Source organism: Viridibacillus sp. FSL H8-0110 (assembly GCF_038003565.1).
Lineage (GTDB): Bacteria > Bacillota > Bacilli > Bacillales_A > Planococcaceae > Viridibacillus > Viridibacillus arenosi.
Genome location: NZ_JBBOPJ010000001.1, coordinates 1319796 through 1344040, shown reverse-complemented (window position 1 = coordinate 1344040; position 24245 = coordinate 1319796). Strand labels below are relative to the sequence as shown.

Below are 24245 nucleotides of genomic sequence, written 5' to 3'. Positions count from 1 at the left end.
CAATACGAAACGACTTTTTATAGTAAGTTGTAATTTACTATTTTTTCAAGATAATCTATGATTAATATAAAAATCAAAGGGAGATTAGAAAAATGGGTGTGCCTGAAATCTTAAAAAATGCTGAAACTTCAATAAAAGCCATTCTTGAAAGTAAAGAACTATCATCAGCAGTAGCCGAAACTATTAGAGAAAACAAAGGGAAAATTGTAGGTGGTGCATTGGGACTTGGTGCTTTATATATTCTCAAAGATAAAAAAATTAAATTTAAAATGAAAGATGGAGATAAAGAGATTGAATTTGAATCCGAATGAATACTGACGATACGAAAACAAATCTAACATAGGTAGAAAATGATCAGACTTTTTTAAAAAGAAAATTCGAAATTGCAAGAAAAGAATCTATTTTAAAAAACCTCATCCAAAATAGATTCTTTTAATTAATTGCATAATATGGATTTATGAGGTATTTTAAAGCAACTCTTATTCAACTAATTGGCAGTTAATTGAACAAGAAAGAGAAAGCAATCGTTTTGAATAATCGTTATTTAAAACAATTGTAGCATGATAATAAAGTTATTAACTAAAATAAACATAACCCCGTTCTAAATTTAGGACGGGGTTAAAAAATAATAATTTAACTTTTGATTAAGTTACTTAACTATACTAAAAAATATATTTCTATTTCTCTTTTAAAAATTAAGTTTGATAAATTTGTATCGTCTTCTAATATTAATTCACATTTAATTAGATACAATATCTCTAAAAATTACCTATAATTTATTCCATGAAATTCTTTTTATTACCAGATTCTAAGTAAAGTCTATCCTTAACATTCAAACGTAATGTTTCCAAATTATATTTACTAAACTTATATCTCATAAAACGAGATATGTCATCTTCATGCGTAGATAAAAATATTTGTTTGTTTCTAAATTCATTACGTAGTAATTCAACGAAAGAAACCATATTTATTTCATCCATGGTTTGAACAGGATCATCAATTAACAAAATATCCATGGTTTTATTACCATAAACTTTATTTAAAGCTAGAGTAAATGCAATTACTAGACCTGATAATTGTCCAGAAGATAGATAATTTACAGCATCATGATCACTACTAATATTAGAAACGAATTTAATGCTTTTAGCTCCATCTCCCTCGCTTTCTTTAATGAACAGACCCAGTCCTCTCTGATAATCTTGAAGTATTTTGCCACTATAAATATAAAAAGGTACTTCAACATCACGTAAAATTTTTTGCCAATGTTGACTAATTCTTTGTTTGTAAATTTCTATTATTTCCTTGATTTTGGTAATACTTGAATTAACATTTTCTAATTTTGTTTTTAAATCTCCAATTTCATTATCTAATAATTCTATGGTTTTCGAACCTTTATGATAGTATTGATAATTAATATAATCGGCTTTACTTACAATATTTTCAAGCGTAATCTTTCGAACTTGTTCTTCATGCCCTTGAAATAGTTCTTGATATATTGATTCAAATGCAGATGCTTTTTCATCAAATTCAGTGTAACCCGGCTTAACAGGTTGCTTTTTACTTAATATAAAGTTTTGTAAATCCTCAATTTTCTCTTCTAAATCAGATACAAACTCACTTTTTTGATTAATAAATTCAGTTATATCAAAATCCTTTTCCAAACACCAATCCATAAATTTACTAGTACTTTGCTTTCTTTTTATGCTTATTGTTAATTGATCATAAAAGTCCCGATTTATAATATTTTTACTCTGTTTTAAATATCCATCAATCCAATCAACTATAGGATCCAAATGTTCAACAAACAAGAAATTTAGCTCTTGTTCATATTTATTTGAAGAATCGTCATAATAATTTTGAAAAGCATCCCTTTTAGATTGAACACTTGATAATAATTCCTCATAATTAATCCAATCATGTCCACAAAGAGGACATAATCCTTGATCTCCCATTCCTAATTTATGTATCTTGTTGTAGTGTTCCATTAGAGTATCTCTAGTAGTATTAAGTTCTTGTAAAATAGCTGAGAGGTCGTTTGAGTTTTGCTTATAACTTTCCAATAAAGCAAACTTAGTCTTAATAGCACTTACATCTGTATTACTACCAACATACTGCTCCAAATCTTTGAAAGGGAAAGATTTTAAATGGTTTTGTAAATTATCTTTGGTAAGTATTTTCTTTATATTACGAAGTTTATCTTCTTTGTTTTTTAATTCTTTTATCTCATCATATTTATTCAAAAAATTAGAACTAATTATAATATCACTTAACAATAATTTATTCTCTATATACTTCTGAATAACTTTATTTACTTGAGATTTCAAGAATTCATCGTAGTGTTTAACAAAATCATAAAGTTCCCGCAAATCTTTAAGATAAAGATCTCGTGTAGTCCTTTGAACCGTAATATCTCTTTTGTCCCACTCTTTTAGAGGAGATTCACCCTGCAGTAGTTGGAAATATTCAACTTCCACAAGTTTATCTTTATTAACATCTTTAATTCCTGTTGTTAAGGAGTCTAACATTTGCTTTTTTTGGGGCAGTAACCCTTTATCTCCACCAATTTTTCTCTGTTCTCTATCTAGTTCAGTTTTTAATGTACTTAATTTTTTTAATTCTTGTAGTTCAATATTGGTATCAAAAAGATGTGCTATTTCAGTCATACGATCTTTTGCTGATTTCTTAAGAAAATTTGTATTTTCTTCTTGTTGTATATAATAAAACAAACTAAAATAACGACTAAAATCATTTAGCCCCAATTTGGAGTAAATTTCTTCTGAGTCTACCATGTATTCTGGTAATAGGGGACTATAAAAATCATCTAATAAATATAATTCGAATAAATCCCAATTATCAGGTCTACGTTCGGCAGCTCTTAAAGAAGTTTTGTGATCAAATCGCTTAACTACTGTAAATCTTTGTTCTTCATTGTAGAACTCTATTCTAATTACTGTGTCTTTATTATTTTGGTTTGTAAAAAGTAAATCATTATAGCCGTGCCTACCATCAGTTGTATTTTTTACTCTTGATATTTCTCCACTTACAACAAGCTCAATAGCATCAAACAAAGTTGTTTTTCCAAAACCATTTGGCCCGTCAAATACAATTAAATCTTTTTTAGAAAAGTCCAATTCAGTTTTCTCGACATGCTTAAAATTTTCAATTGAAATCTTTCCAATTTTATAACTCATTTTTTTCACCTCCTATTATCACTGCAAGAATGTCATGAATGTTATAAGACCCATTTTCTTCATTAATCTCTAGCCAACTATTAGAGTATTCCAATAAATCTCCATCATGCAACTCTTCTTTGATTTTCGCTGATAAATTTTCAATCTTCTCCTCCCCTCGCTCAAAGGTGATAAATGGTATTTTAATTAGTAATTTTGAACAAAGATTAAATAAACTACTGCTAAGATTATCGGGTTGTTTTTTAAATGAGCTGAAAAGTTCAATATTATTTACAACATTATTTAGTAGAATTCTAGAATGACTAATATAATTATCTAAGAAGTATTTTGAAAGCACTTTGTATTGTTCTTCTGTATAAGAAAAAACATATTTCTTAAAATGGTATGGATCTTCTTCAATTTCAAATACTTTTTTAAGTAATTCCTTCTTGGATACATTATCATTTTGAAGACAAACTAATAAAGATAGATTTTTATCCATCCTTTCGTCATAACCTGATTCTAACCCTTTAATAGCGTTGTAATACTCCGAAACTTGCACCTCAAGAAAGTCCTGATCAATTTTATCGGTAAATACTACTAGATAAAAATTAAGACAGTTTTTATCTAAATTAACAGCAAAGAAAATATCATCATTGGAAACTAAAGGAAGTTCACGTTCTTCAAAGTTATAATCATAAAAAATTTTTCTAATAATTTCTTTCATTCATCAATTTCCCCTTTTGCTTTCTCTAAATCTACCATTCTAATTTTTTTAATTTTAGAAATTCGATCATGATATTTTTCAGAATGTATACCATCATTATTAATTTCAGGTTCTGGTATATCAGAATTAATCTTTTCTGGCTTTAAGCTTGCTAAATTAATATGTTTTGTTATCATTACGTCTACTTCAAGTAATGACTCGTCATGCGAATTATTTAAAATCTTTTCTACCATTCTCCCGGTTCTGTGCATATGATACGTATCAATAATGGTAGTAGGTAGATAAGTAGTATTTAATTTTTCTTGTCCTAGCTTAATAAAAGTGTATTTATCTACATTTATTTGCTTTTGTATTCGTTTTAGAATCTCCAAATACCCGTCATTCATGTGTGTTTCAGAAATTAACGTAGACAAGGCATAAAGTATACTGTCAGGATTTTCATCATTCACTTCATGATTTGGTGTAATTTTCATGCAAAATTTTATAAACTTCTCTTCATCTAATTCTAATACAGAATTTATTACACTATGAACGTTTATTATGTCATTGGGCTTTATAATCTCATCTTTCAGATCAAGAAGTAAATCTGAGAAGTACTCGTTAGTTAGTTTTGCGAATTTGTCTCTAAGCTGATAAATAATATATTCCTTACTTGGAAGTTCATAATTCGCAGCAATTAATTCATATATCTTTTGAAAATTAATTGTAGCCTTTACATTTTTATTGCCAGCTTGAATATCTATATGACGTTCCCTTATATGCTTGTCTACTAACCCAAGCAGATGTAAGAAAGCTCTATTTAATTGCTCTGATGTTTTTATATTTCCTTTATAAAAAATTGACAATTGATTTTTTATTTTGTTTTCGACTTCATCTATGCTGCAATGTTGGCATCCGCTTTCATATGTATACATTTCAAATTTCTTAAAAACTCTATGGTATTCACCTGTGTATTTCACATAATCATGACATTGTCTAGGAGTCCAATATTTTTTATTTTCTTCAATTTCATTTACTTTCTCATTTTTTTTTGATTTCTTCTTCACTTCTTTTGGAGGTTTATAATCATAAAGAAGTTTTTCAAGATCATCTAATTTACTTATTTTTCTAGTTGAATGCAAATAAGCTTTTTCTACATTCGGAAAGTCTGTAACCTTTGCTAATAATAGCCAAATTGCATCCTTATAATCACTTGGTGCTGTTTTATTATATGTTTTAACCTGGTGTATAGATATGTAATCATTGTCCTTTTTTATAGAAAAATCCTCCAACCACTCAAGTTCAATCTCATAAGAGTTACACACATCAAATGATAAATTTAAATCATTAATCATTTTTAATACAACAAATATACCTATTTTCCCTTGATGATTAAACCCATTCCAGCTAGGACTTGCATCTGTACTATATTTTTCATCCTGAGTAATAATCTTACCTACACTCATATTATTCACCTTCTTATTTTAAATAAATACTATATTCAAAATACTATCTTTATTTCTTTTTCTTAAGGATTATCGTCGATTCTTACTCTCCAATAAGAACATTAAATAATTTAAAAATTTTAGTTCTAATTGCTAAATAACATCATTAAGTTCTCCCCCTAAGAATAAATTATTTGTTTTATCTACATTATATATATGTGCATGTAACACTACAAGTTGGTTAAATATACAAAATTAATAGGTAATTAATATTATTTAATAATCAATTGGAGTCATTAATGAAATAGTATACATTATTAAAAAAGGAGTGATTGAATTAGCCGAGACATTCTGACGAGGTAAAATAGAAGATTATATTAAGAGGTTAGAATCCAGAAAAGAGATGATACAATCAATAGACTTTGTTCTAAATGAATTAATTAAAGAATTTAATATTAATTACACCTAATATTTAAGGGCGAAATTGAAATATGTTCTACCTCACAATAAAATTAAATTTCATCTACAAAAAAGCCTGCCTATTTGCGCACCAATAATTAAAGCAACATTACTTATGCTTACTGACTTCATAACCTCCCTAGGGCTGTACTATTGAGCTTTGCACCAATATGGAGATATCGTGTTTGGCGTTTTAATGTCAATGAAACTAGTATTCGAATTCAAAGGCACCGAACTTCGTTAGTTTATTAACCCGGATAAGCCACACTCATAAGTCTGTACAACGGTTATAATTCATTAAATGTATGTTGGAAGTGTTTAATCTTCGTAAATCAACAAAACTTCCGCACCTCAAGCTTTGTTGAGTGCTTTTGACAGACAGAAAAAATCTTATTAAATGCGATTATACCTATGCAAATGAAAATTTAAGGAGATAAATAGCAGCTATTTTTTGCCACCATCTATCTCCTTTTTCATACACTATCATAGTACGGAGTTTAACTTAAGAGCCTTAGACAACTGGAACAATTGCAAAAACATTATCGATAATAAAATTACGCTTTGCCTTGTATTTTGTAATGACTCATACGAAGTTTTATATAATATTTCAAAATGTGTAGGTTCGATTTACTACTCTTCTTACCCATTAAAAAGCGCTTTCTAAAAGCTTAATTTCTTATAGACTTATTTGTATAAAAGTCTATTACATTTATACGATCAAAATAATTATAAGTTCCTTTTTAATTAATTTCCCCATTTCATATACTATCCGGAGAATGTCTTAAAATAGCTTTTAATCCGGTTGCGTATGAAACACCGGCTCTTTCATTTACTTGAATTTGCAATAAATTCGATTGACTATTTTCCACTGGATCCTCTAAGGATATGACGTGCTTTTTTAGTTCATTAGAGCAATAATGTATAAGGGAGTATAATGATGTAGATTTGCCGCATCCAGTTGGACCGGTTAAAAATAAGATGCCTTGTCTCTTTTTCACTAATTGCAATAAATGCTTAGCTGATTCAGTGAATAAACATAGGGAAGAAATTGGCATAGCATGATCCTGCAACATTATACGAATGACCAAGCTTTCCTTTAAGAAAATCGAAGGTAAGGTGGATACGCGAAAAGCAATTGGCTGTTCATTTAAAACTTGCTGAAACGAACCACTTTGAGGTCTACGCTTATCACTAATATCTAAAGAGGAGAGAAATTTAAAGTAGGAAATCATACGATCACCCAACTCTAGGGGAAGTTGACCAGCAGACACGAGCTGCCCATATTTTCGAAAGTATAGTAAATAGTCGTTTTCACTAGGCATTAAATGTAAGTCAGATGCGCCAAAATGTATTGCCTTCAACAATAGATGCTCACTTTTTTGCTCCACAACTGTCTCAGTAAATGTCATATTGCCCCCTTTCTACCACGACGAATAACGACCGCTCCTTATCCGTTAGCGAAATTATACACTGCAAAAACAAGAAAATACATACAATAATGCAAATTAATGTTATACACTTTAAAAAAGGAATATAATATAATTTTAAAGCTTTTCTACTATGTAAAAATAGATTTTCAACGAAAAAAGACTAGTAATCTTTCACTTTTTTACATTATTCTACTTATTTTTTTTGAATATATCAGTTTTTATACTGATAGATATTTTATATTGTTTTATAATAAAGATAAATATACAGGAGGTGGAACCTTTTCATGTTACATCCATTAAAAATCACAAGTACTCTAGCAGATGAAACAAGATTTTCAATTTATCAATATATGTTACAAGAAAAAGATTCTTTCTCAGTCCAAAACATTGCCGATAAGTTTCAAATTCATCCAAACGTTGCACGTCTTCATTTAACTAAATTAAACGAAATTGATGTAATTACGTCTGAATATGAAAAAACAGGAAAAGGCGGCCGACCTGGAAGAAAATATAAAGCGGTTGCAAATGGCATTGCTCTAACATTCCCTCAACGAAATTATGAGGAATTATTAAGTTGGGTTCTAGAAATCATTATAGAACTTGGTGAAGATGCTAATACTATCGGTAAAAAGATTTGTTACAAAAAAGGTGTTGCACAAATTCAATCAATCTTATCTAAACGTCAAAAGGATAAAGCGCTCATTTCATTTGATGAACGTGTAGAAATCATTACAGAAGCAGCCTCATTAATTGGTTATGTTCCTGTAATTCTCGATAAGCCAGAAGGAAAAACAATCCGCTTTGCTGTTTATAATTGTCCTTTCCATAGTCAAATCGAGAAACACGCATCACTCGTTTGTGACTTGCATGAATCTTTCTTAAAAGGCCAATTTGAATACTTATTTGATGTACAAGAATTTGTTCAAATTGATAGCATGGTTGAAAGCTGTAAATACTGCACTTATCGAATTGATATTTAATTTTTTACACTGCTTTGTCACAAAGTTAACCTAAGTAGCGGTTTACATGTTGGTTTCAAATCATTTATAATGGATAAGAGATTATTGTGTCGTCGCAAAAGGAGGGAATCATATATGGATAATATGTATAAAGTAATGGGCTTCTGGACAGGGATTTTCGCAGTTATGTTTTATTTAGGTGATATGACAGAAGTTTCGCTATTATTCTTAGCTAATACAGGGTTTTTCCTTCTATTAGGATACTTAAACCTAACGGAACGTATGTATATGTACATCTTCGGTGCTTACTTAACAGTTTTCTTCGCAGGCTTCACGTACTATACTACATTCATTCACGTTGCAGGCGCAGGACATTAATAGTAAATAAAAAAGACAGTCCAAAGCTGTCTTTTTTATTTTGTGTATTTTCCACTATTGACACCTTATTAATGATTGTTATAATTGTAATTGTAGCTTAACTTTAACCCTCTCCATTCTATATGGTGAGAAACATCCCCTAGATGAAGAAGATTAATATCTTCTATTTAAGAGGCCTCCATAGCCTCTTTTTTTTGCGTATTAATTTGTTTGTTGCGCTAATTCGGTTGTTTGTTGCGCTAACTCGCTCCATTGTTATTTAGAAGAATTTTCACGTCTTTATATTCGATATTTCCCTCGATTAATAAAAATAGTCTCGAAATTACATCCTCAACTCGTTCTAGCGATAGTTCGTAAAAACCACGGCTTGTAATCCTTACTCGTAAATCAAATAGCCCTGCCTTCAATAACCTTTTTCTTTGACCCTACATGATCGTTATGCTACAAAATAATTTTTGCAGTATTCACCGCTTCATTCCAATCAGGATTAAAAAGTCATGTATCATTCACGCTATCACCCTCCTTACCTTTGTCTTCAAAACACTCTATATCTAAAAGTGTTTTCCAACTATCTATCCATTTCCAATAATTTAAATCCACATAAGCTATCGCTACAAAACCCTAAATAATAAATGGTTGTAATCCCCATTTCGTTTATCTATAATTAAACATATCTTACTTTTGTTTGAATATTTAAAATAAATATTATATTTCCAATTTATTATATTCAAAAAACATCAGAATTCTCTCTTATCAACGAGGCGTCATATTACCGGCTGGAGGAATAGTAAATGCTAGAAATTGAATGCACGAGATTTCGAGTTCAACAAGGAAAATCAGAAAAAGTTACGGAATGGTTAAAGTTTTTAAATGATTACATGCAGGATGTTCTTGTTACATTAGAAGGAGAAAAGATGTACGTTGAAACAATCTTCCGTGAAGTTTGGAATAATGAGGAGTATTTGTATTGGTACTCTGTACAAGGAAAAGGTGGAATTGCTGTAGAGGACTCAACACATTGGATTGATAAAAAGCATTTAGACTATTGGGATGAATGCATTGACCCAACTTTTAAACCCGTTAATCTATCTACCGAAGTTGTAATGATTCCAGAAAATATAAAAAGAAACATGGTTTAAGTTAATATGTTCTGTTAAATTACATAAAAAAAACCGACTAGTAAGATTTCACTCACTTATCGGTTTTTTCTTCATTTTTATCCTTAAATCTTACAAAAATCCGTTCAAAAAAGGATTTTGCTCCATTTCCGTCCCAATAGTAGTTGCATCTCCATGACCTGGGTAAACAATTAGGTTCTCATCTAACGATAAGAGCTTATCATGGATAGATTTTAATAACAGTTTTTCATTGCCACCTACTAAATCTGTGCGGCCTACACTACCTTGAAATAGAGTATCACCAACCACAGCAAATCCTTCATCTTCGAATATAAATGAAATACTACCAGGAGAATGACCTGGAGTGTGTACAATTTCAAATTCAAAAGGTCCTATAGTCAATTCTTGTGGTTGATCAATCACATGATCTGCTGGTTGTGTTGTTATATTTGGTAATTCCGCATATTTACCTGAACCATTTTTCATTGGATCAATTAACCAATCCGTTTCCGCCTTATGTAAATAAACAGGTACTTTAAAAGCATCTCTCACTTCATCTACTGCTCCAATATGATCGAAATGAGCATGTGTTAACAAAATAGCTAACGGACGCAAATTTAAGGCTCTTAATTGCTGTACAAGTCTCTCTCCTTCACTACCTGGATCAATTACAAGACATTCTTTCTTTTTATTTGAAATAATATAGCAATTTGTTTGAACTGGTCCTAATGTATATGTTCGAATATTTAACATTCTTTTCACCTCCACTATATTATACAGATTCCGTCAAGAAATGATATATCTATGATAACATCCCTCGTTCAAATATCCGTCACTTTTTAATCTCGACAAACGTACTAATTAGCTTTACAATAGAAGAGGAATATCGTTTGCGGCATTCATTTTCGGATGTCGAAAGGAGTGTCTATATTGAACTTATTAATGGTTATTTTTGGCCTAGTCGCAATTCTAGGTCTAATTGGCACTGTACAGTCTCTCAAAGAAAAAAGCATTCTAGGAATGGCTTTTAACTTTGTTACATTTGCAGTGTTTGGATGGTTCGTATTTATGACTATCTTAAATCAAGGATTCCCACCATCTCTTCACTAATACAAAGTGGGACAATAAAAGCTGTGGTTTTTATACCACAGCTTTTTTTTGTCTTCTATTCAAGGGTTAACCATTTTTTCTTTTTGTAAGGTTCAAATGACATAACTTGCTCCAAATCATTGCCATATAAACAAAGTGAGCCTTTTGGAGAGCAAGTAATCATTGTATACTCATCTAGCGTTACTAACTCTTCTACTTTTTCATCTGAAATTTTCATCAATTTAAATTTACCTGAATAATCATCCAACAAACCACCTTCAGTTGGTACAATAGCGATCACTGATTGATCCTCTAACCAAACTAAATCCGGAACAAACCATTGAGAATAATTACTTAATGCAGGTGCTTGCCAAGTGATTTCCTTATTTTTGTTCTTTAATAAATAAGAAAACTGTTCTGTTTCGAAATCAATTTGAACTGTTAATCTAGCATCCTTCTCTGTATCCAAATATACAACCTTTTTTAAATCAGTTAGTTGTTCCTGACCAGTCTTCCAATTCAATTCTACTATTTTGCCACCATTAAGCTGACGAGCTGTCCAACGGTTATACAGTAAAATATCTTCGGATTGCCAAACTAAAAATGGATTACTAGGATTAATCTCATGCAATTTTTCTTGTTCACCATCAAAGACATAACATTGGTATGAAAAATCTCCTTGAAATGCTGTGAAGGCAACTAATTGAGGGTTTTTAGGATTCCACATAATTGATAATTCCGATGATAGAATATCGACACTATGAAGAATTTCCCCTTTTAGCGAAATAATCTTAACCGTTGCAGATGAGGAGTTTGCGGAAGATTGAACGATAATTTGCTTTTTAGAAGGATGGATCATCACTTGAATAATTTGGTCCTTTTCTGAAAAAATCGTCTCTTTTTCACCTGTAATTAAATTATAAGTTAATAGGTGGAAGCGGTCTGATTCATAAGCAACATACAAAATTGTTGTTTCAGATAGAAACCCAACAATACTATGTAAATCTTCTGTCTTCATAGAATAATCAAGAACTTCTGTTGCAACCCTTTTTTGTTCAACCGCTTCAGGGTTATTTGAATCCGCATCTAAATTTGGTTGTGAAGATTCTTTATTACACCCAACTAAGAAAATGGCACAAGTGAGGACTAGATACATCATAAATTTTTTCATATTGTGCCTCCTCTTCACCCACATCTATTATACGATTATAAACTAAAAAGGTTTCGTTATAAGTAGAAAATTATGGATTTTCATAAAAAAACCTACATGAATAGATTCATGTAGGTTTTCAAAAAGAATTTATTTAGTTTCTTCTGAATTTGATTTTACAGCTCCAGTTTTTTCATCATAAAAGCGGAGTAAATCACCGTTAATAATACGGTCAGAGTATTCTAGTTTTTTATTGGCTCTTTCAATAAACGGTTCACACTTCGCTTGATCCGTTTTCTCACCTGTTTCTTTATCGTAACAAACTTCACCAGCATAAACTAGTTTATCAGTTACAAAACGACCATCACGGAATGTAACGAAGTCTTCATGGTCTTTAGAGAATAAATCTGCACCTAATTGTAAGTCATTAGATGTATCAACACCTAATAAGTGCAATACTGTTGGGCGAATATCCATTTGACCCGATACTTCATGCATTTCTTTACCTACGCCTGAGTTAGGAATATGCACGAAGAACGGCACTTGTTGTAGCTGAGCTGTTTCAAGTGATGTGATTTCTTTACCCAAATATTGTTCCATTGCTTTGTTATGGTTTTCTGAAATACCATAGTGGTCACCATACATTACAATAATCGAATTATCATATAAACCTTTTTCTTTTAAATCAGCAAACAGTTTTTTAATTGCTTCGTCTGTATAACGGACAGTTTGGAAATAACGGTTCACTGTACCATCTTCAGATGTATAAGGTTCAATGAATTGATCCTCTTCATCAGAAGTGAATGGATAGTGGTTTGTTAAAGATAACATACGTGTGTAAAAAGGTTGTGGCATTGTTTTCATAATATCCACTGATTGTTCCATAAACGGAATATCTTTTAATCCCCAGTTAACTGAGTTTTCTTCATTTACATCAAATGAATCAATATCATAGAACTTCTTAATATCAAATGCATGATACATCATATCACGGTTCCAGAAACTCTTATTATTTGAGTGTAGTACTGAAGTATAGTAGCCTTCACCATTTAAACGTTCAGCCATCGAATTGTATGTGTTCCCACTGTTAGTGAAGAAGACAGCTCCTCGTCCTGTTCCGAATAATGAGTTTTCAACAATAAATTCAGCATCCGATGTTTTTCCAAGACCAGTTTGGTGATAGAAATTATCGAAGTAGAATGTATCTTTATCTTTTGTTAAAGAATTTAAGAATGGTGTGATTTCTTGACCATTCACTTCATTATTAATGACAAAGTCTTGAGTTGATTCAAGGGAGATAATAATAACGTTGCGGTCTTTAGCAACACCAAACATTTTATCATCAGCTTTAGCTGGATTAGATTTTACGTAGTTTGTAACCTCTGTTAACGCACTACCATCAGCTAATGCACGCTGAGCATGCGATTTTGATTGAATGTAAATATCATATAGATGGTAATTGTAAGTACCAATGTTCTTCACTAAAATTTCACGGTCAAAGCTACGAGTTAATAACTGTGGACGTTCTGTTTCAGCTAAACCAAGATTCAAGAATAACATTGCACATGATAACACAAAATACGTACGACGCATTTTCGGTTTAACTACGAAAATTTCTTTTGCAACAGGTAAAAACTTAACTGCTAGTATTAACAAAATAACGTCTGTAAAGTAGAAAACATCTGTAAAGTACATCGAAGATAATGCAGAGTTTCCAAGGTCACCGAAGTTACTTGTTTGGAACAACATCGGTAATGTTATAAAATCATCGAAGAAGCGATACACAGCAACGTTAGCATATAAAACAATTGCTAGAATACTACTTGTGATAATTATATAACGATTACGCGCTTTTGCAGTTTTAAAGAATAACGACAACCCAAAAATAAATAGCAAGAAGCTAAGTGGGTTGATAAACAGAATCAATTGTTGCATTGTATTTTCAATTTTCATATCAAAGGCTGTTTGATATGTTATATAAGTCTTGATCCAAGTGGCTATTATTGCTAAAGCCAAAATTGAATGTTTAGGTGCTTTTTTAAAATTCATTCCTAACATCCTCCTACTTTCCTTCGTTCTTTACAATTTTAGTTTCATATATGAAAGAAACAAAATATATCATAATCCTTTTTTTACAACAACGCAACAAAAATGTTACATCACATATTATATATTCAATCTTCCGTTTTTATTACAGACTCTTTATTAGACGGATGAGTCATGTAAAAGTTTCATTAATCTTTAAAAAAAGTAGTAGAAAATAAATTCTACCACTTCTTTACATTTGTTGTCTATTCCTTTTCTCTTTCGAAATTTCTTGGCGTAAGATCATCAAAGCCATTTGATAATCTTGTATGTCTATTAAATGTGAAGAGTAGAGTTCTCGGATCTCATCCTCCATCAGTTCTAAATCCGCAACTCGATCTTTTGTATAAATAAATGTACCAAAGCGTTTCAAAAATTGCATTACATCATATACTGTTTTCATCGACTGATTGTGACTCCTTTCGATTTTCAAGACAATTAATCACGCTTGTCTCTGTAATTATTTTATGAACCGGTAAATCATATTGATCTGTCGGTACTTTATGTATGAGCTGTACTCCAAAAGCTAAGGTGATTCGTTCTCCGTTGTAACTGGCTAAATACCGATCATAGTAGCCGCCCCCAAAGCCTACGCGAAAACCAAACTGATCAAATACAACACCTGGAACAATCAAACAATCGATTTCTTTCTTTGGCACTTCTTTTGTTAATGCAGGAATAGGTTCTTTCAGTTGCATATAGACCGTTTCTAATTGATCGAATGATGTAATTTCATAGAATATCATAGCACGTGTTTTAGGTTCGCATTTAGGAACAGCTACTCGTTTGCCTTGTGACCAGAGTTTTTCAATTAAAGTGATTGTATTCACTTCTGGAAAGGCTGATATGGTTAAACCAATTATATTCGCTTTTTTAATAGAAGATTCTCTTAATAGTTGTTCATGAATTTGCAATGAGTATGCATCATATTGCGCCTCTGACATTTGAGCAAGCTTTACTCTCATATCTTGACGTAGTGTTTTTTTATCCAAGGGGTTCACTCCTTTTAGTCCAAAGAACGGAAAAAGCCAAAACCACTCGTGGTTTTGGCAACAGTTATTACTTCGTTTCACGGTGAAGAGTGTTCTTCTTATCACGAGAGCAATATTTTTTCAATTCAAGACGTTCTGGATTGTTACGCTTGTTTTTCTTAGAAATGTAGTTACGTTCGCCACATTCAGTGCAAGCTAATGTAATATTAACGCGCATCTTTACCCCTCCCACTCTATATCAAGAATAAAATGTCTTTAGTGAGCATGATTTATACGACTAACTCATTATATCATAACTTCGAAAAAAATCTACTGTCATTTCTTCTGGAAATTTCGTCTAATACGTGGCTAAACGTGGGATGTTGTTTGATGAGCAGGAGTATTATGTCCTACTTTATGATAAAATGGTATCACAACTATTTAAACCTATTGAGGTGAAAGAATTTGGAATTATCATCTATATTAATGATTGTTGGGATTATCGTAATAATTACTTCGTTTTTCATCAAAGATCATTCGACACAAATCGAGGGAGATGTTGAAGAACTTTCTCTTAATTTTTACCAAGAAACGCATCAACTAAAGCGTCGCTTAAAAGTAATTGAGGAAGAATTATTATTAGAGCCCAAATTGATAGGAAAACCTAAAAAAGCAGCCTCTCCTGTAACTGCATCCACTAAAGGTGTTCACCAAATTATTATCAGTCAAGTGCAAACGCTACATAAGCAGGGCTATACTATCCCTGAAATTAGTAAGCGATCTTCTCTATCAGTAGAGCAGGTGCAAGAAGTCCTTCAAAGTGGAGGCAGCCGCGTATGAGAAAATCATCCATCCGAGCATTTGGCATCGCTCTTTTTCTTGCGGGTGCTAGCTTCACATTCGTGGATTTCATAACAAGTGACGCTGACATTGAAGCAGCAAATATTAATGTGCCTAAAGGTACAGTCCTTATCAAAAAGACTGAACTAGAAGCAATTAACGCGGAAGCAGCTGAAGCAAAAGAGCAGCTTGCTAAAATTCAAACAGACTACAGCGCATTAAAAAATAACACAGTATCGGTAAATTCCTCAGCTAGAAAAACTGTAAAGTCGTATACACTTGTTATTAAAAAGGGTATGGGTACTTCAGAAGTAAGTTTAGCTCTGGAGAAAGCCGGTATAATTAAAGATGCTGGTGACTTCGAGCTTTACGTCATCAAAAATGACAAAGCTTCTAGTCTTCAAATTGGCACATACGATTTAAATATCAAAATGACTACCGCTGAAATTGTTAAGAAAATTACGCGTAGTAAATAATTGAAATGCATTTAGAGCATTTAGTTCTGAAAAACTTAAACGTCCAATGAGTATTTAATATACTCATTGGACGTTTTTCAGTTAAACTCAGCTAAGTTGAAAGCACATCACTGTTATTTAAATCTGTTCTCCAATTTGAACAACAAAAAGAAAGCTGGCTCATTAGTCAGCTTTCTTTCTTCTATAGAAAGGCTATTGATTCAACTCATAATGCTTACCCTTCACTAAGTAAAATAACAGCTCAGCCAAATTTGTGGCATGATCCGCCGAACGCTCTAAATACCGACAAACAAAAGATAATTGCGCCACTTGGCCAATATCTTTCATATTTTCTGTCGGTGTATTTAATATTTCAACAATTGCTTCTCCATATAAAGTATCAATTTGATCATCTAAGAGCGCAATTTCCTTCGCTTTATTCATATCTTCTTCGATAAATGCCTGTACCATATTTTTTAACATTGCGATTGCTTGATCTCGCATTTGTGCAATTTTCTCCGTAGGATAGACCACTTTCGTTTCACCAAGACGAATCGTCTCTTTGGCGATGTTTACAGCATAATCCCCAATTCTCTCCATATCTGAGGCAGCTTTAATCATGACGATTAAGCGACGTAAATCAGTCGCAACAGGTTGTTGTTTGGCGATCAATAAAATGACCTCATCATTTAAATGCTCTTCTAACCTGTTGATAAAACGATCTTGATCTATTAATAATAGTGCCGCATCAATATCTTGATCGAAAAGTGCCTCAACTGATTTCTCTAATGCCTGAATAGACATATGACATAAATCTAACATTAGCCCTTGCACTCGCTTTAAATCATTTTCAAATTTTTCACGAACCGTCATCTCTATATTCCTCCTTAACCGAATCGACCGGAAATATAATCTTCTGTTCTTTTATCCGTTGGTGTAGAGAAAATATGGTTCGTTGCCGCATACTCTATCACTTCTCCATTTAGGAAGAATGCCGTTTTATCAGAAATACGCGCTGCTTGTTGCATATTATGTGTCACAATAATAATTGAATAGTTTTCTTTTAATTCTTGGACTAACTCTTCAACTTTTAATGTAGAAATTGGATCTAATGCTGAAGTTGGCTCATCCATTAATATGACATCTGGTTCAATGGCAAGGCATCTAGCAATACAGATACGTTGTTGCTGTCCACCTGATAATCCATATGCATTTTGGTTTAGTCGATCTTTAACTTCATCCCATATCGCTGCTCCGCGTAAACTTTTTTCCACGATTTCATCGAGAATTTTCTTATTTTTAATACCATGTATACGCGGACCATAAGCGATGTTATCGTAAATAGATTTTGGGAATGGATTTGGTTTTTGAAATACCATACCTACTTTAGTGCGCAATTCTTCAACTTGGTATTTGTTATCTAGAATATTACGCTCACGGTATAAAATTTCACCTTCTGTACGAACAGATGGTATTAGCTCGACCATTCGATTTAATGTTTTGATATACGTCGATTTACCACAACCAGATGGACCAATAATTGCCGTTACTTCGTTTTCTTTCATTTCTAGATTTATATCTTTTAAGGCATGATGTTCCCCGTACCATAAATTCAAGTTTTTCGAATGATACACTGTTCGTTTGTCTTCGTTTGAAATTACTTTTAAGTTTTGTCCCTTTGTTTCATATACTTCATTTACTGGAAGTTTAACCATCATTGAAGCCCCCTAGTTTTTAATAACGACGCTGAAATTTATTTCGAATTATGACGGCAATGGAGTTTAAGATAACTAAGAATGTCATCAAGACTAGAATTCCGGCCGCTGCAACATATTGAAATTCCTCTTGCGGGCGTTTTGCCCAGTCAAAGATTTGCATTGGTAAAGCTGTGAATTCGCTCAAAATGCCATCTGGTAAGAAATGTACAATCACCGGAATCCCTAATACAACAAGCGGTGCAGTCTCACCTATAGCTCGCGACAGCGCTAAAATACTTCCTGTTAAAATTCCTGGTACCGCTGATGGCAAGACAACTTTTAATATAGTTTGCCATTTTGTCGCACCCATACCGTATGATGCTTCCCTTAATTCCTTTGGTACAGAACGAATCGCTTCTTGTGCAGCCACTATAATAACGGGTAAGATCAGCAAACTCATTGTAAGTCCTGCTGCTAGTACACTTTTCCCTAATGCTAGCGAACGAACGAATATCGTTAAACCAAGTAATCCAAATACTATAGAAGGAACACCTGCTAAATTCGAGATATTCATGCGGATAAAAGCATTTATTTTATTTTGCTTCGCATACTCTTCTAAATAAATAGCCGTTCCTACCCCCAGAAATAGGGATACTGGTGCCACAACTAACATTAGAAAGACGGAACCAACGAGTGCAGCTTTAATCCCTGCTTTTTCTGGGAACCTAGAAGCAAAGTTTGATAAAAAGTCTACCGATAAATAACCCCAACCTTGATCAAACATGCGGTAAACTAATATACCAAGCATTGCTAAGGCAAAAAGTGTTGCTAATAGGAAGACTGTTTTCAACAGCTTATTTACAACTAGTCGTCCATTCATGCGCTTCACAACTTGCGTATGATCAACATATTTCACCATCAATATTCCTCCCTAAAGCGTTTTGAAATGAAATGTGCAAGTAAATTCATCAGCAATGTGAAGATGAATAGTGTAAATCCAACTGAGTAAATTGAGTAGTAAATGGTTGTTCCATAGCCTGCATCACCTGTTGAAACTTGAACAATATATGCCGTCATCGTTTGGATTGAATCCGTCACGCTAAAGTCAAATGTTGGTGTCGCTCCTCCAGCAAGAGATACGATCATGGTTTCACCAATTGCACGAGACACCGCAAGTACTACCGAAGCCAATATCCCTGATAAAGCTGCTGGTAACACAATTTTGATTGCTACTTCCAGTTTTGTTGAACCAAGTGCCAAAGCACCTTCTCGCATTGCATTTGGTACTGAAGTCATTGCATCCTCAGAAAGCGAGGCAATCATCGGTAATATCATGATCCCTACGACAATCCCCGGACTCAATGCATTAAAGATTTTCAACCCTGGAATCAATTCTTGTAACATCGGAGTGACAAAAGTCAGTGCAAAGAATCCATAAACAATTGTCGGAATACCTGCTAATACTTCTAGAACTGGTTTGATCAAACGTCGTGTACGATCACTTGCATATTCACTAAGGTAAATTGCTGCAGCAATACCGAGTGGAACTGCTACTAAAACTGCAATAACTGTTACCTTTAACGTTCCTAAGATTAGTGGTAAAATTCCGTACATTGGCTCCTTACTTGAGAATGGAAGCCATTCGGTACCAAATAAGAAATCAATGAAAGGTACTTCCTTAAAGAATTCAAATGTTTCAAAAATAAGTGTGAAAACTATTCCAAACGTTGTTAATACCGAGATTAAAGCAGTGGTAAACAATAAGATTGGCATTACTTTTTCTACTACCTTTTTAGATCCCTTACCACGTGATTGTGCAATTAAATCTTGAACAGACAGCTTATCCGTCGATTCTTTTACAGCCAAGTTGAAGTCCCCCTTCAGTAAAAAGGGAGCAGGTAGCGTTTTGCTACTCGCTCCCCTAGCCAGTGATTATTTCAAGCCTTCTAAAGCATCTAAGTCTTTTTTGTAATCTTCATCTGGTGTTCTAACATAGCCTACAGCTTCTGCCATATCGCCTGCATTTTCAAGAGCATATTTCATAAAGTTATAGAATGCTGCATTTTCTTTTACTTCGCTATTCTTCACGTAGATGAATAGTGGTCTAGAGAGCGGTGAATATTCACCTGATTTAATTGTTTCATTTGTTGGCTCAATTCCGCCGACTTTAACAATTTTAAGATTATCTTTATTTGCTACGTAGTATGCGTAACCGAAGTATCCGATAGCGTTTTTATCGCCTTCAACACCTTGTACTAGTACGTTATCATCTTCTGATAGAGTTGCTTTTTTCGCTAAATCTTTACCGTCTAAAATAACTTCATCGAAGTAGTCATATGTTCCTGAGTCAGTACCAGGAGAGTAATAGGTAATTTTTTCTTTTGGCCAAGATGGGTCGATATCAGACCATTTCTTTTCTTTACCATCTTCAGTCCAAATTTGTTTTAATTGATCTACTGTTAAATCTTCTATCCAATCATTCTCTTTATTTACTACGATAGATAAACCATCATAACCAATTTTCATTTCTGTATAGTCAATGCCTGCTTCTTTTAACTTAGCAGCCTCTTCTTCTTTAATTTCACGAGATGCGTTTGCAAATGCCGTCTCACCTGCTATGAATTTCTCAAATCCGCCACCAGTTCCAGAGACACCTACTGAAACTTGTACTTTAGGTTGAACAGCTGTATATTCCTCTACAATTGCTTCCATGATTGGTGCTACAGTTGAAGAACCATCTCCTGCGATTTTTCCTTCTAGTTGCTCACTTGCACCAGCATTTGTTTCTTGGCTAGATGCACCGCTGCTTGACGTTTTGCTACCTTCTTCTGTGTCACTGCCACATGCTCCTAACAAAAGTGCCGAGCCTACGATTGATGTCATCATGAAGTACTTCCAGTTTTTCATCTGTTTGTTCCCCCTAAGGTTTTTGTGTTTGTTTACTACACTGTTAACTATAAAGTAGACATGTTGAGGACATATAAATGTAATGTAAGGTTATATAAAGGTATTGTAAATGCTTTGTAAATCGCTGTCGTTTTCTGTAATAATGTATACAAAAAACGCCTCACATTGTATTTTGTACAATGTGAGGCGTTTAACTATTTTAATAGAAGAAAGTCATTTTATTGAGTACCCATTTTTTGCGCATCTTCTTCATCGATCTGCTCTTTTGTAATAGGCTTTTTAATTTTTTCTCCTACATTTTGTTTTGCCTTTTTCGTATTTTTCTTTTGGATTTCAAAATATTTGTCAACCGCTTCACGAGCAATGATATTGTTTATAGCAGGATAAGTATTTTCATTCGTAGAAACCCATGGCACTACTACAGCATAAGCAATTTCTGGATTTTCATATGGCGCAAAGCCGATATGTGTAATAGAAAGAGTGTTTGTACCATAAGCACTTTTCTTTGGTCCGTAATAAATTGCTTGAGCAGTACCTGTCTTACCTGCAGCAGTAAATTCCGCATCACGGAAGTATCTAGCACCTGAACCTTGGTTACCAAAGTATACCCGTCTCATACCTTCTTTTACCTGATTAATTTCCTCTTTCGAATTGTCAATTGTATTTAATACTTTTGGAGCAAATTCTTCTACAACCGGTCCTAATGTTTTGCCATCAGCTGATGGTTCTCGGATTTCTTTCGCTAAGTGAGGCTGTATACGTGTTCCACCATTCGCAATTGTAGATACATATTGTGCTAACTGTATTGGTGTAAATGTATCATACTGACCAATTACTAAGTCCAGTAGCTTACCTGACAAAGTTTCAGTCCCTTTCACACCTTCAAATTCGCCTGGTAAGTCAATGCCTGTTTGCACACCTAAACCAAATTGTGCATAAGAATTACGAATTTTAGTAAAGTCCTTCTGTTGAACAGCTAAACCCGCTCCTGGTACATAGTTAACTCCCGCAATACGGAAAGCCGTTCTAAACATATACACATTGGATGATCGTTCTAATGCAGCCAAATCATTCATCATAATTGAACCACTTCGATTGAAAACAGATGATTTTATTGTGCCTGCAATATTAATAGGTGTATCGAGCAACGTCTCGCCCACTTTGATAGCATTTAAAGAATATCCCGTTAAAAGTGTTGCTGGTTTTACTACCGACCCTACTTCATAAGCAGATGTAAATGTACCTATAGCATAGTCATTTACAGTCATTTTCCCATTTTCATCTGTCTCGAGTTTCTTACCAACCATTGACAAAACTTCACCAGTGTTTGGATTCATCATGACAAGGAAAGCACGATCAAGTAATGAAGATCCACCTTGAGATTTGGCAAATAATAATTGATCTTCAACAATCTTATCAACGCTTTCTTGTAATTCACTATCGATAGTAAGCATTAATTCTTTCCCAGGAGAACCTTCAGAAGTAGTTATTGTATCTACAACTTGCCCTTTGCCGTTTGTAGCATTTTTGACAACGGCTTTTTGTCCTTGTAATATCTCTTCATACTGTTGTTCAATATAACTTTTACCGACACGATCATTTCGAGAATAATCACGTGCCAAATAATAGTCCACCAAATTTTTTGGAATTCCTTCCCTTGGTGTTGTCGTTGAACCTAAAATACTTAATGCAGATTTTTTCACACGAGCCCAATCTGTTGTTGTATTTACACCAGGTAGCTCTGATAAATTCTCTGATACGATTGCAAATTCTTTATTCGTTACATTATCACTTTTAATAATTTGTGGTGATAAATAATAACCTGCAGCCATTAATCGATAAATAGCTAACACTTGTAAATCTTTCTTTGTTAATTCTCTTAATTCATCATTAGTAATTCGGTCACGCACTAATTTATCTAGCTCTGCCTGCTTTTCTTTCTGTTCTAGTTCTGAATCATTGTTAATGTCTTTCTGTTCTTTTTCACTTACTTTTGCATAAGCCTTTTCTTTGTTGAGCGTTATCCAAAAGTCTCTTTTATCTCGATCCGTGATAGGTTTCGTATCCATTTTAATGAGTTTTGCGAGTTTATTTGCAGTTTCCAACATCTCTTTCGTTGTTGTCGATTGTAGTTTTGTATAAGTAATCGCATTCTTTGGTTCATTATCAACTAAAACTCGGCCCTGTCTATCATAAATACGGCCACGAGGAACGCTAGAATTTACCGTTACTTCGTCAGTTTGCGCTAATTCTCTCACATATTCTTCACCTTTAACGATTTGCATATACCCTAAACGCAAAATCAAAAGAGAAAACAAAAGGAAAATTGAAAAGAAAAGTATATTCATTCGAAACGAAAGATTTGCACGCTGTTTTGCTTTGACACTAGCTGCACGTTTCTTTTTAGATGGATTTTTTTTGCGCATGCAATGTCCCCCCTTCCGCTTTATTCACAATTAGTAGTATATCATTTTCAGCACAAAAACACACCGTAGTCATGTCGAAAAATAGTCTAATTGATTTCTATTTTATACGAAAATAATGAAGTGCTCTATTTTTGGAAAAAGAGAATAAAAATACAAATTACAAACTTTACAGGTCAACTTATGTATTCTTTTACCATAAAAAAAGCACGCACCTTTTTGACGTCAAAGGTACGTGCTTTGTTGCATTTAAAATAGATTATTTTGCAGCTGCAAAACGTTCTGCAACTTTATCCCAGTTTACTACATTCCAGAAAGCGCCGATGTAGTCAGGACGACGGTTTTGGTAGTTTAAGTAGTAAGCATGCTCCCAAACATCAAGACCTAATAATGGAGTTTTACCTTCCATGATCGGTGAATCTTGGTTTGGAGTTGAAGAGATTTCTAATTCGCCGTTAGCAACTGATAACCAAGCCCAGCCTGAACCGAAGCGAGTTTTAGCAGCATTATCGAATTGTTCTTTGAAAGCGTCAAAGCTACCGAATTTAGCATCAATTGCAGCTGCTAATTCGCCAGTTGGAGCTCCACCTGCATTTGCAGCTAAAGATTCCCAGAATAATGAGTGGTTAGAGTGACCGCCACCGTGGTTGCGTACAGCAGTACGAATTTCTTCAGGAACAGCATCTAAATTAGCAATAATTTCTTCAACTGATTTCCCTTCGAATTCTGATTTGCCTTCTAGAGCAGCATTTATGCCTTGAACATAAGTATTGTGATGTTTAGTGTGGTGAATTTCCATTGTAGTTGCGTCGATATGTGGTTCTAGTGCATCATATGCATAAGGTAATTTTGGTAATTCAAAAGCCATGATTAATTTTCCTCCTCAGGATTAATAAGTATTAATTACATTCTTAGGTTATCAAAATAACAGCATTCATTCAAACATTATTAACTAAATCACTG

At 33.2% G+C, this 24245-nt stretch carries 24 protein-coding genes; 7 read left to right on the top strand and 17 right to left on the bottom strand.

Translation table 11 applies throughout. The features are described from left to right. Positions 1-92 precede the first annotated feature (92 nt). A complete protein-coding gene (locus tag MHH98_RS06625; protein ID WP_340712311.1) occupies positions 93-311 on the top strand; it encodes a hypothetical protein in 219 nt (72 codons plus the stop codon). A 465-nt stretch (positions 312-776) separates the two neighbouring features. Here the strand turns inward: MHH98_RS06625 and MHH98_RS06620 are convergent, their stop codons facing one another. The 4 genes from MHH98_RS06620 to MHH98_RS06605 all read right to left on the bottom strand — a co-directional run bounded on the left by MHH98_RS06620 (position 777) and on the right by MHH98_RS06605 (position 7189). Next, positions 777-3191 (bottom strand): ATP-binding protein, encoded by a 2415-nt coding sequence (locus tag MHH98_RS06620; RefSeq protein WP_340712309.1) that lies wholly within the window; start codon positions 3189-3191, stop codon positions 777-779. Continuing rightward, on the bottom strand, positions 3181-3897 hold the full coding sequence (locus MHH98_RS06615; protein ID WP_340712308.1) for an ABC-three component system middle component 1: 717 nt from the start codon (positions 3895-3897) through the stop codon (positions 3181-3183). The genes MHH98_RS06620 and MHH98_RS06615 overlap by 11 nt, the downstream gene beginning before the upstream one ends. Beyond that, positions 3894-5342, bottom strand: coding sequence for an ABC-three component system protein (locus MHH98_RS06610; RefSeq protein WP_340712306.1), 1449 nt, complete (start codon positions 5340-5342; stop codon positions 3894-3896). The genes MHH98_RS06615 and MHH98_RS06610 overlap by 4 nt, the downstream gene beginning before the upstream one ends. 1196 nt (positions 5343-6538) lie before the next feature. Beyond that, positions 6539-7189: an ATPase, T2SS/T4P/T4SS family gene (locus tag MHH98_RS06605; protein WP_340712305.1), complete on the bottom strand. Its 651-nt coding sequence runs from the start codon at positions 7187-7189 to the stop codon at positions 6539-6541. 305 nt (positions 7190-7494) lie between these two features. Here MHH98_RS06605 and MHH98_RS06600 point away from each other — a divergent pair, with 305 nt between their 5' ends. The 3 genes from MHH98_RS06600 to MHH98_RS06590 all read left to right on the top strand — a co-directional run bounded on the left by MHH98_RS06600 (position 7495) and on the right by MHH98_RS06590 (position 9686). Continuing rightward, complete coding sequence (locus MHH98_RS06600; RefSeq protein WP_038186805.1) at positions 7495-8190, top strand: helix-turn-helix transcriptional regulator; 696 nt, start codon at positions 7495-7497, stop codon at positions 8188-8190. 114 nt (positions 8191-8304) lie between these two features. Then, positions 8305-8547 carry a DUF2626 domain-containing protein gene (locus MHH98_RS06595; RefSeq protein ID WP_038186806.1) on the top strand — a complete coding sequence of 81 codons (243 nt, stop codon included), beginning with the start codon at positions 8305-8307 and terminating at the stop codon, positions 8545-8547. A gap of 791 nt (positions 8548-9338) precedes the next feature. Further along, complete coding sequence (locus tag MHH98_RS06590; protein ID WP_076064881.1) at positions 9339-9686, top strand: DUF6176 family protein; 348 nt, start codon at positions 9339-9341, stop codon at positions 9684-9686. A 90-nt stretch (positions 9687-9776) separates the two neighbouring features. On the opposite strand, the gene MHH98_RS06585 is transcribed toward MHH98_RS06590, so the two are convergent. Further along, a complete protein-coding gene (locus MHH98_RS06585; protein ID WP_038186810.1) occupies positions 9777-10418 on the bottom strand; it encodes an MBL fold metallo-hydrolase in 642 nt (213 codons plus the stop codon). Positions 10419-10595: 177 nt separating this feature from the next. On the opposite strand from MHH98_RS06585, the gene MHH98_RS06580 reads away from it, so the two are divergent. Then, positions 10596-10775 (top strand): DUF2759 domain-containing protein, encoded by a 180-nt coding sequence (locus MHH98_RS06580; protein WP_038186813.1) that lies wholly within the window; start codon positions 10596-10598, stop codon positions 10773-10775. 55 nt (positions 10776-10830) lie between these two features. Here the strand turns inward: MHH98_RS06580 and MHH98_RS06575 are convergent, their stop codons facing one another. The 5 genes from MHH98_RS06575 to rpmG all read right to left on the bottom strand — a co-directional run bounded on the left by MHH98_RS06575 (position 10831) and on the right by rpmG (position 15198). Then, positions 10831-11925 (bottom strand): YqgU-like beta propeller domain-containing protein, encoded by a 1095-nt coding sequence (locus MHH98_RS06575; RefSeq protein ID WP_076035191.1) that lies wholly within the window; start codon positions 11923-11925, stop codon positions 10831-10833. A 129-nt stretch (positions 11926-12054) separates the two neighbouring features. Next, on the bottom strand, positions 12055-13953 hold the full coding sequence (locus tag MHH98_RS06570) for an LTA synthase family protein (RefSeq protein ID WP_038186820.1): 1899 nt from the start codon (positions 13951-13953) through the stop codon (positions 12055-12057). A 229-nt stretch (positions 13954-14182) separates the two neighbouring features. Then, entirely contained in the window at positions 14183-14392 is a 210-nt protein-coding gene (locus tag MHH98_RS06565) for a YqgQ family protein (protein ID WP_038186823.1), read from the bottom strand. After that, entirely contained in the window at positions 14376-14981 is a 606-nt protein-coding gene (locus MHH98_RS06560; protein ID WP_038186824.1) for a 5-formyltetrahydrofolate cyclo-ligase, read from the bottom strand. Before MHH98_RS06560 ends, MHH98_RS06565 begins: the two co-directional genes overlap by 17 nt. Positions 14982-15048: 67 nt before the next feature. Next, the gene (gene rpmG / locus MHH98_RS06555; protein ID WP_038186828.1) at positions 15049-15198 is read right to left on the bottom strand and encodes a 50S ribosomal protein L33; all 150 of its coding nucleotides are present in this window, start codon (positions 15196-15198) and stop codon (positions 15049-15051) included. Between the two features lie 227 nt (positions 15199-15425). Here rpmG and MHH98_RS06550 point away from each other — a divergent pair, with 227 nt between their 5' ends. Together MHH98_RS06550 and MHH98_RS06545 are read left to right on the top strand one after the other, a co-directional pair. After that, complete coding sequence (locus tag MHH98_RS06550) at positions 15426-15800, top strand: hypothetical protein (RefSeq protein WP_038186831.1); 375 nt, start codon at positions 15426-15428, stop codon at positions 15798-15800. Next, positions 15797-16276, top strand: coding sequence for an endolytic transglycosylase MltG (locus MHH98_RS06545; RefSeq protein WP_051448763.1), 480 nt, complete (start codon positions 15797-15799; stop codon positions 16274-16276). Before MHH98_RS06550 ends, MHH98_RS06545 begins: the two co-directional genes overlap by 4 nt. A 192-nt stretch (positions 16277-16468) precedes the next feature. Here MHH98_RS06545 and phoU read toward each other — a convergent pair whose 3' ends face one another. The 7 genes from phoU to MHH98_RS06510 all read right to left on the bottom strand — a co-directional run bounded on the left by phoU (position 16469) and on the right by MHH98_RS06510 (position 24150). Further along, complete coding sequence (phoU, locus tag MHH98_RS06540; RefSeq protein ID WP_038186833.1) at positions 16469-17128, bottom strand: phosphate signaling complex protein PhoU; 660 nt, start codon at positions 17126-17128, stop codon at positions 16469-16471. Between the two features lie 14 nt (positions 17129-17142). Continuing rightward, positions 17143-17970 (bottom strand): phosphate ABC transporter ATP-binding protein PstB, encoded by an 828-nt coding sequence (gene pstB / locus MHH98_RS06535; RefSeq protein WP_038186836.1) that lies wholly within the window; start codon positions 17968-17970, stop codon positions 17143-17145. A 19-nt stretch (positions 17971-17989) separates the two neighbouring features. Beyond that, positions 17990-18868, bottom strand: coding sequence for a phosphate ABC transporter permease PstA (gene pstA / locus MHH98_RS06530; protein WP_076035212.1), 879 nt, complete (start codon positions 18866-18868; stop codon positions 17990-17992). 2 nt (positions 18869-18870) lie between these two features. Next, positions 18871-19818 (bottom strand): phosphate ABC transporter permease subunit PstC, encoded by a 948-nt coding sequence (gene pstC, locus MHH98_RS06525; RefSeq protein ID WP_038186840.1) that lies wholly within the window; start codon positions 19816-19818, stop codon positions 18871-18873. Between the two features lie 66 nt (positions 19819-19884). Then, complete coding sequence (locus tag MHH98_RS06520; protein ID WP_038186843.1) at positions 19885-20859, bottom strand: PstS family phosphate ABC transporter substrate-binding protein; 975 nt, start codon at positions 20857-20859, stop codon at positions 19885-19887. 218 nt (positions 20860-21077) lie between these two features. After that, positions 21078-23285, bottom strand: a complete 2208-nt coding sequence (locus tag MHH98_RS06515) for a peptidoglycan D,D-transpeptidase FtsI family protein (RefSeq protein ID WP_340712302.1) — start codon at positions 23283-23285, stop codon at positions 21078-21080. A gap of 256 nt (positions 23286-23541) precedes the next feature. Beyond that, the gene (locus MHH98_RS06510; protein WP_038186848.1) at positions 23542-24150 is read right to left on the bottom strand and encodes a superoxide dismutase; all 609 of its coding nucleotides are present in this window, start codon (positions 24148-24150) and stop codon (positions 23542-23544) included. Between the last annotated feature and the right edge of the window lie 95 nt (positions 24151-24245).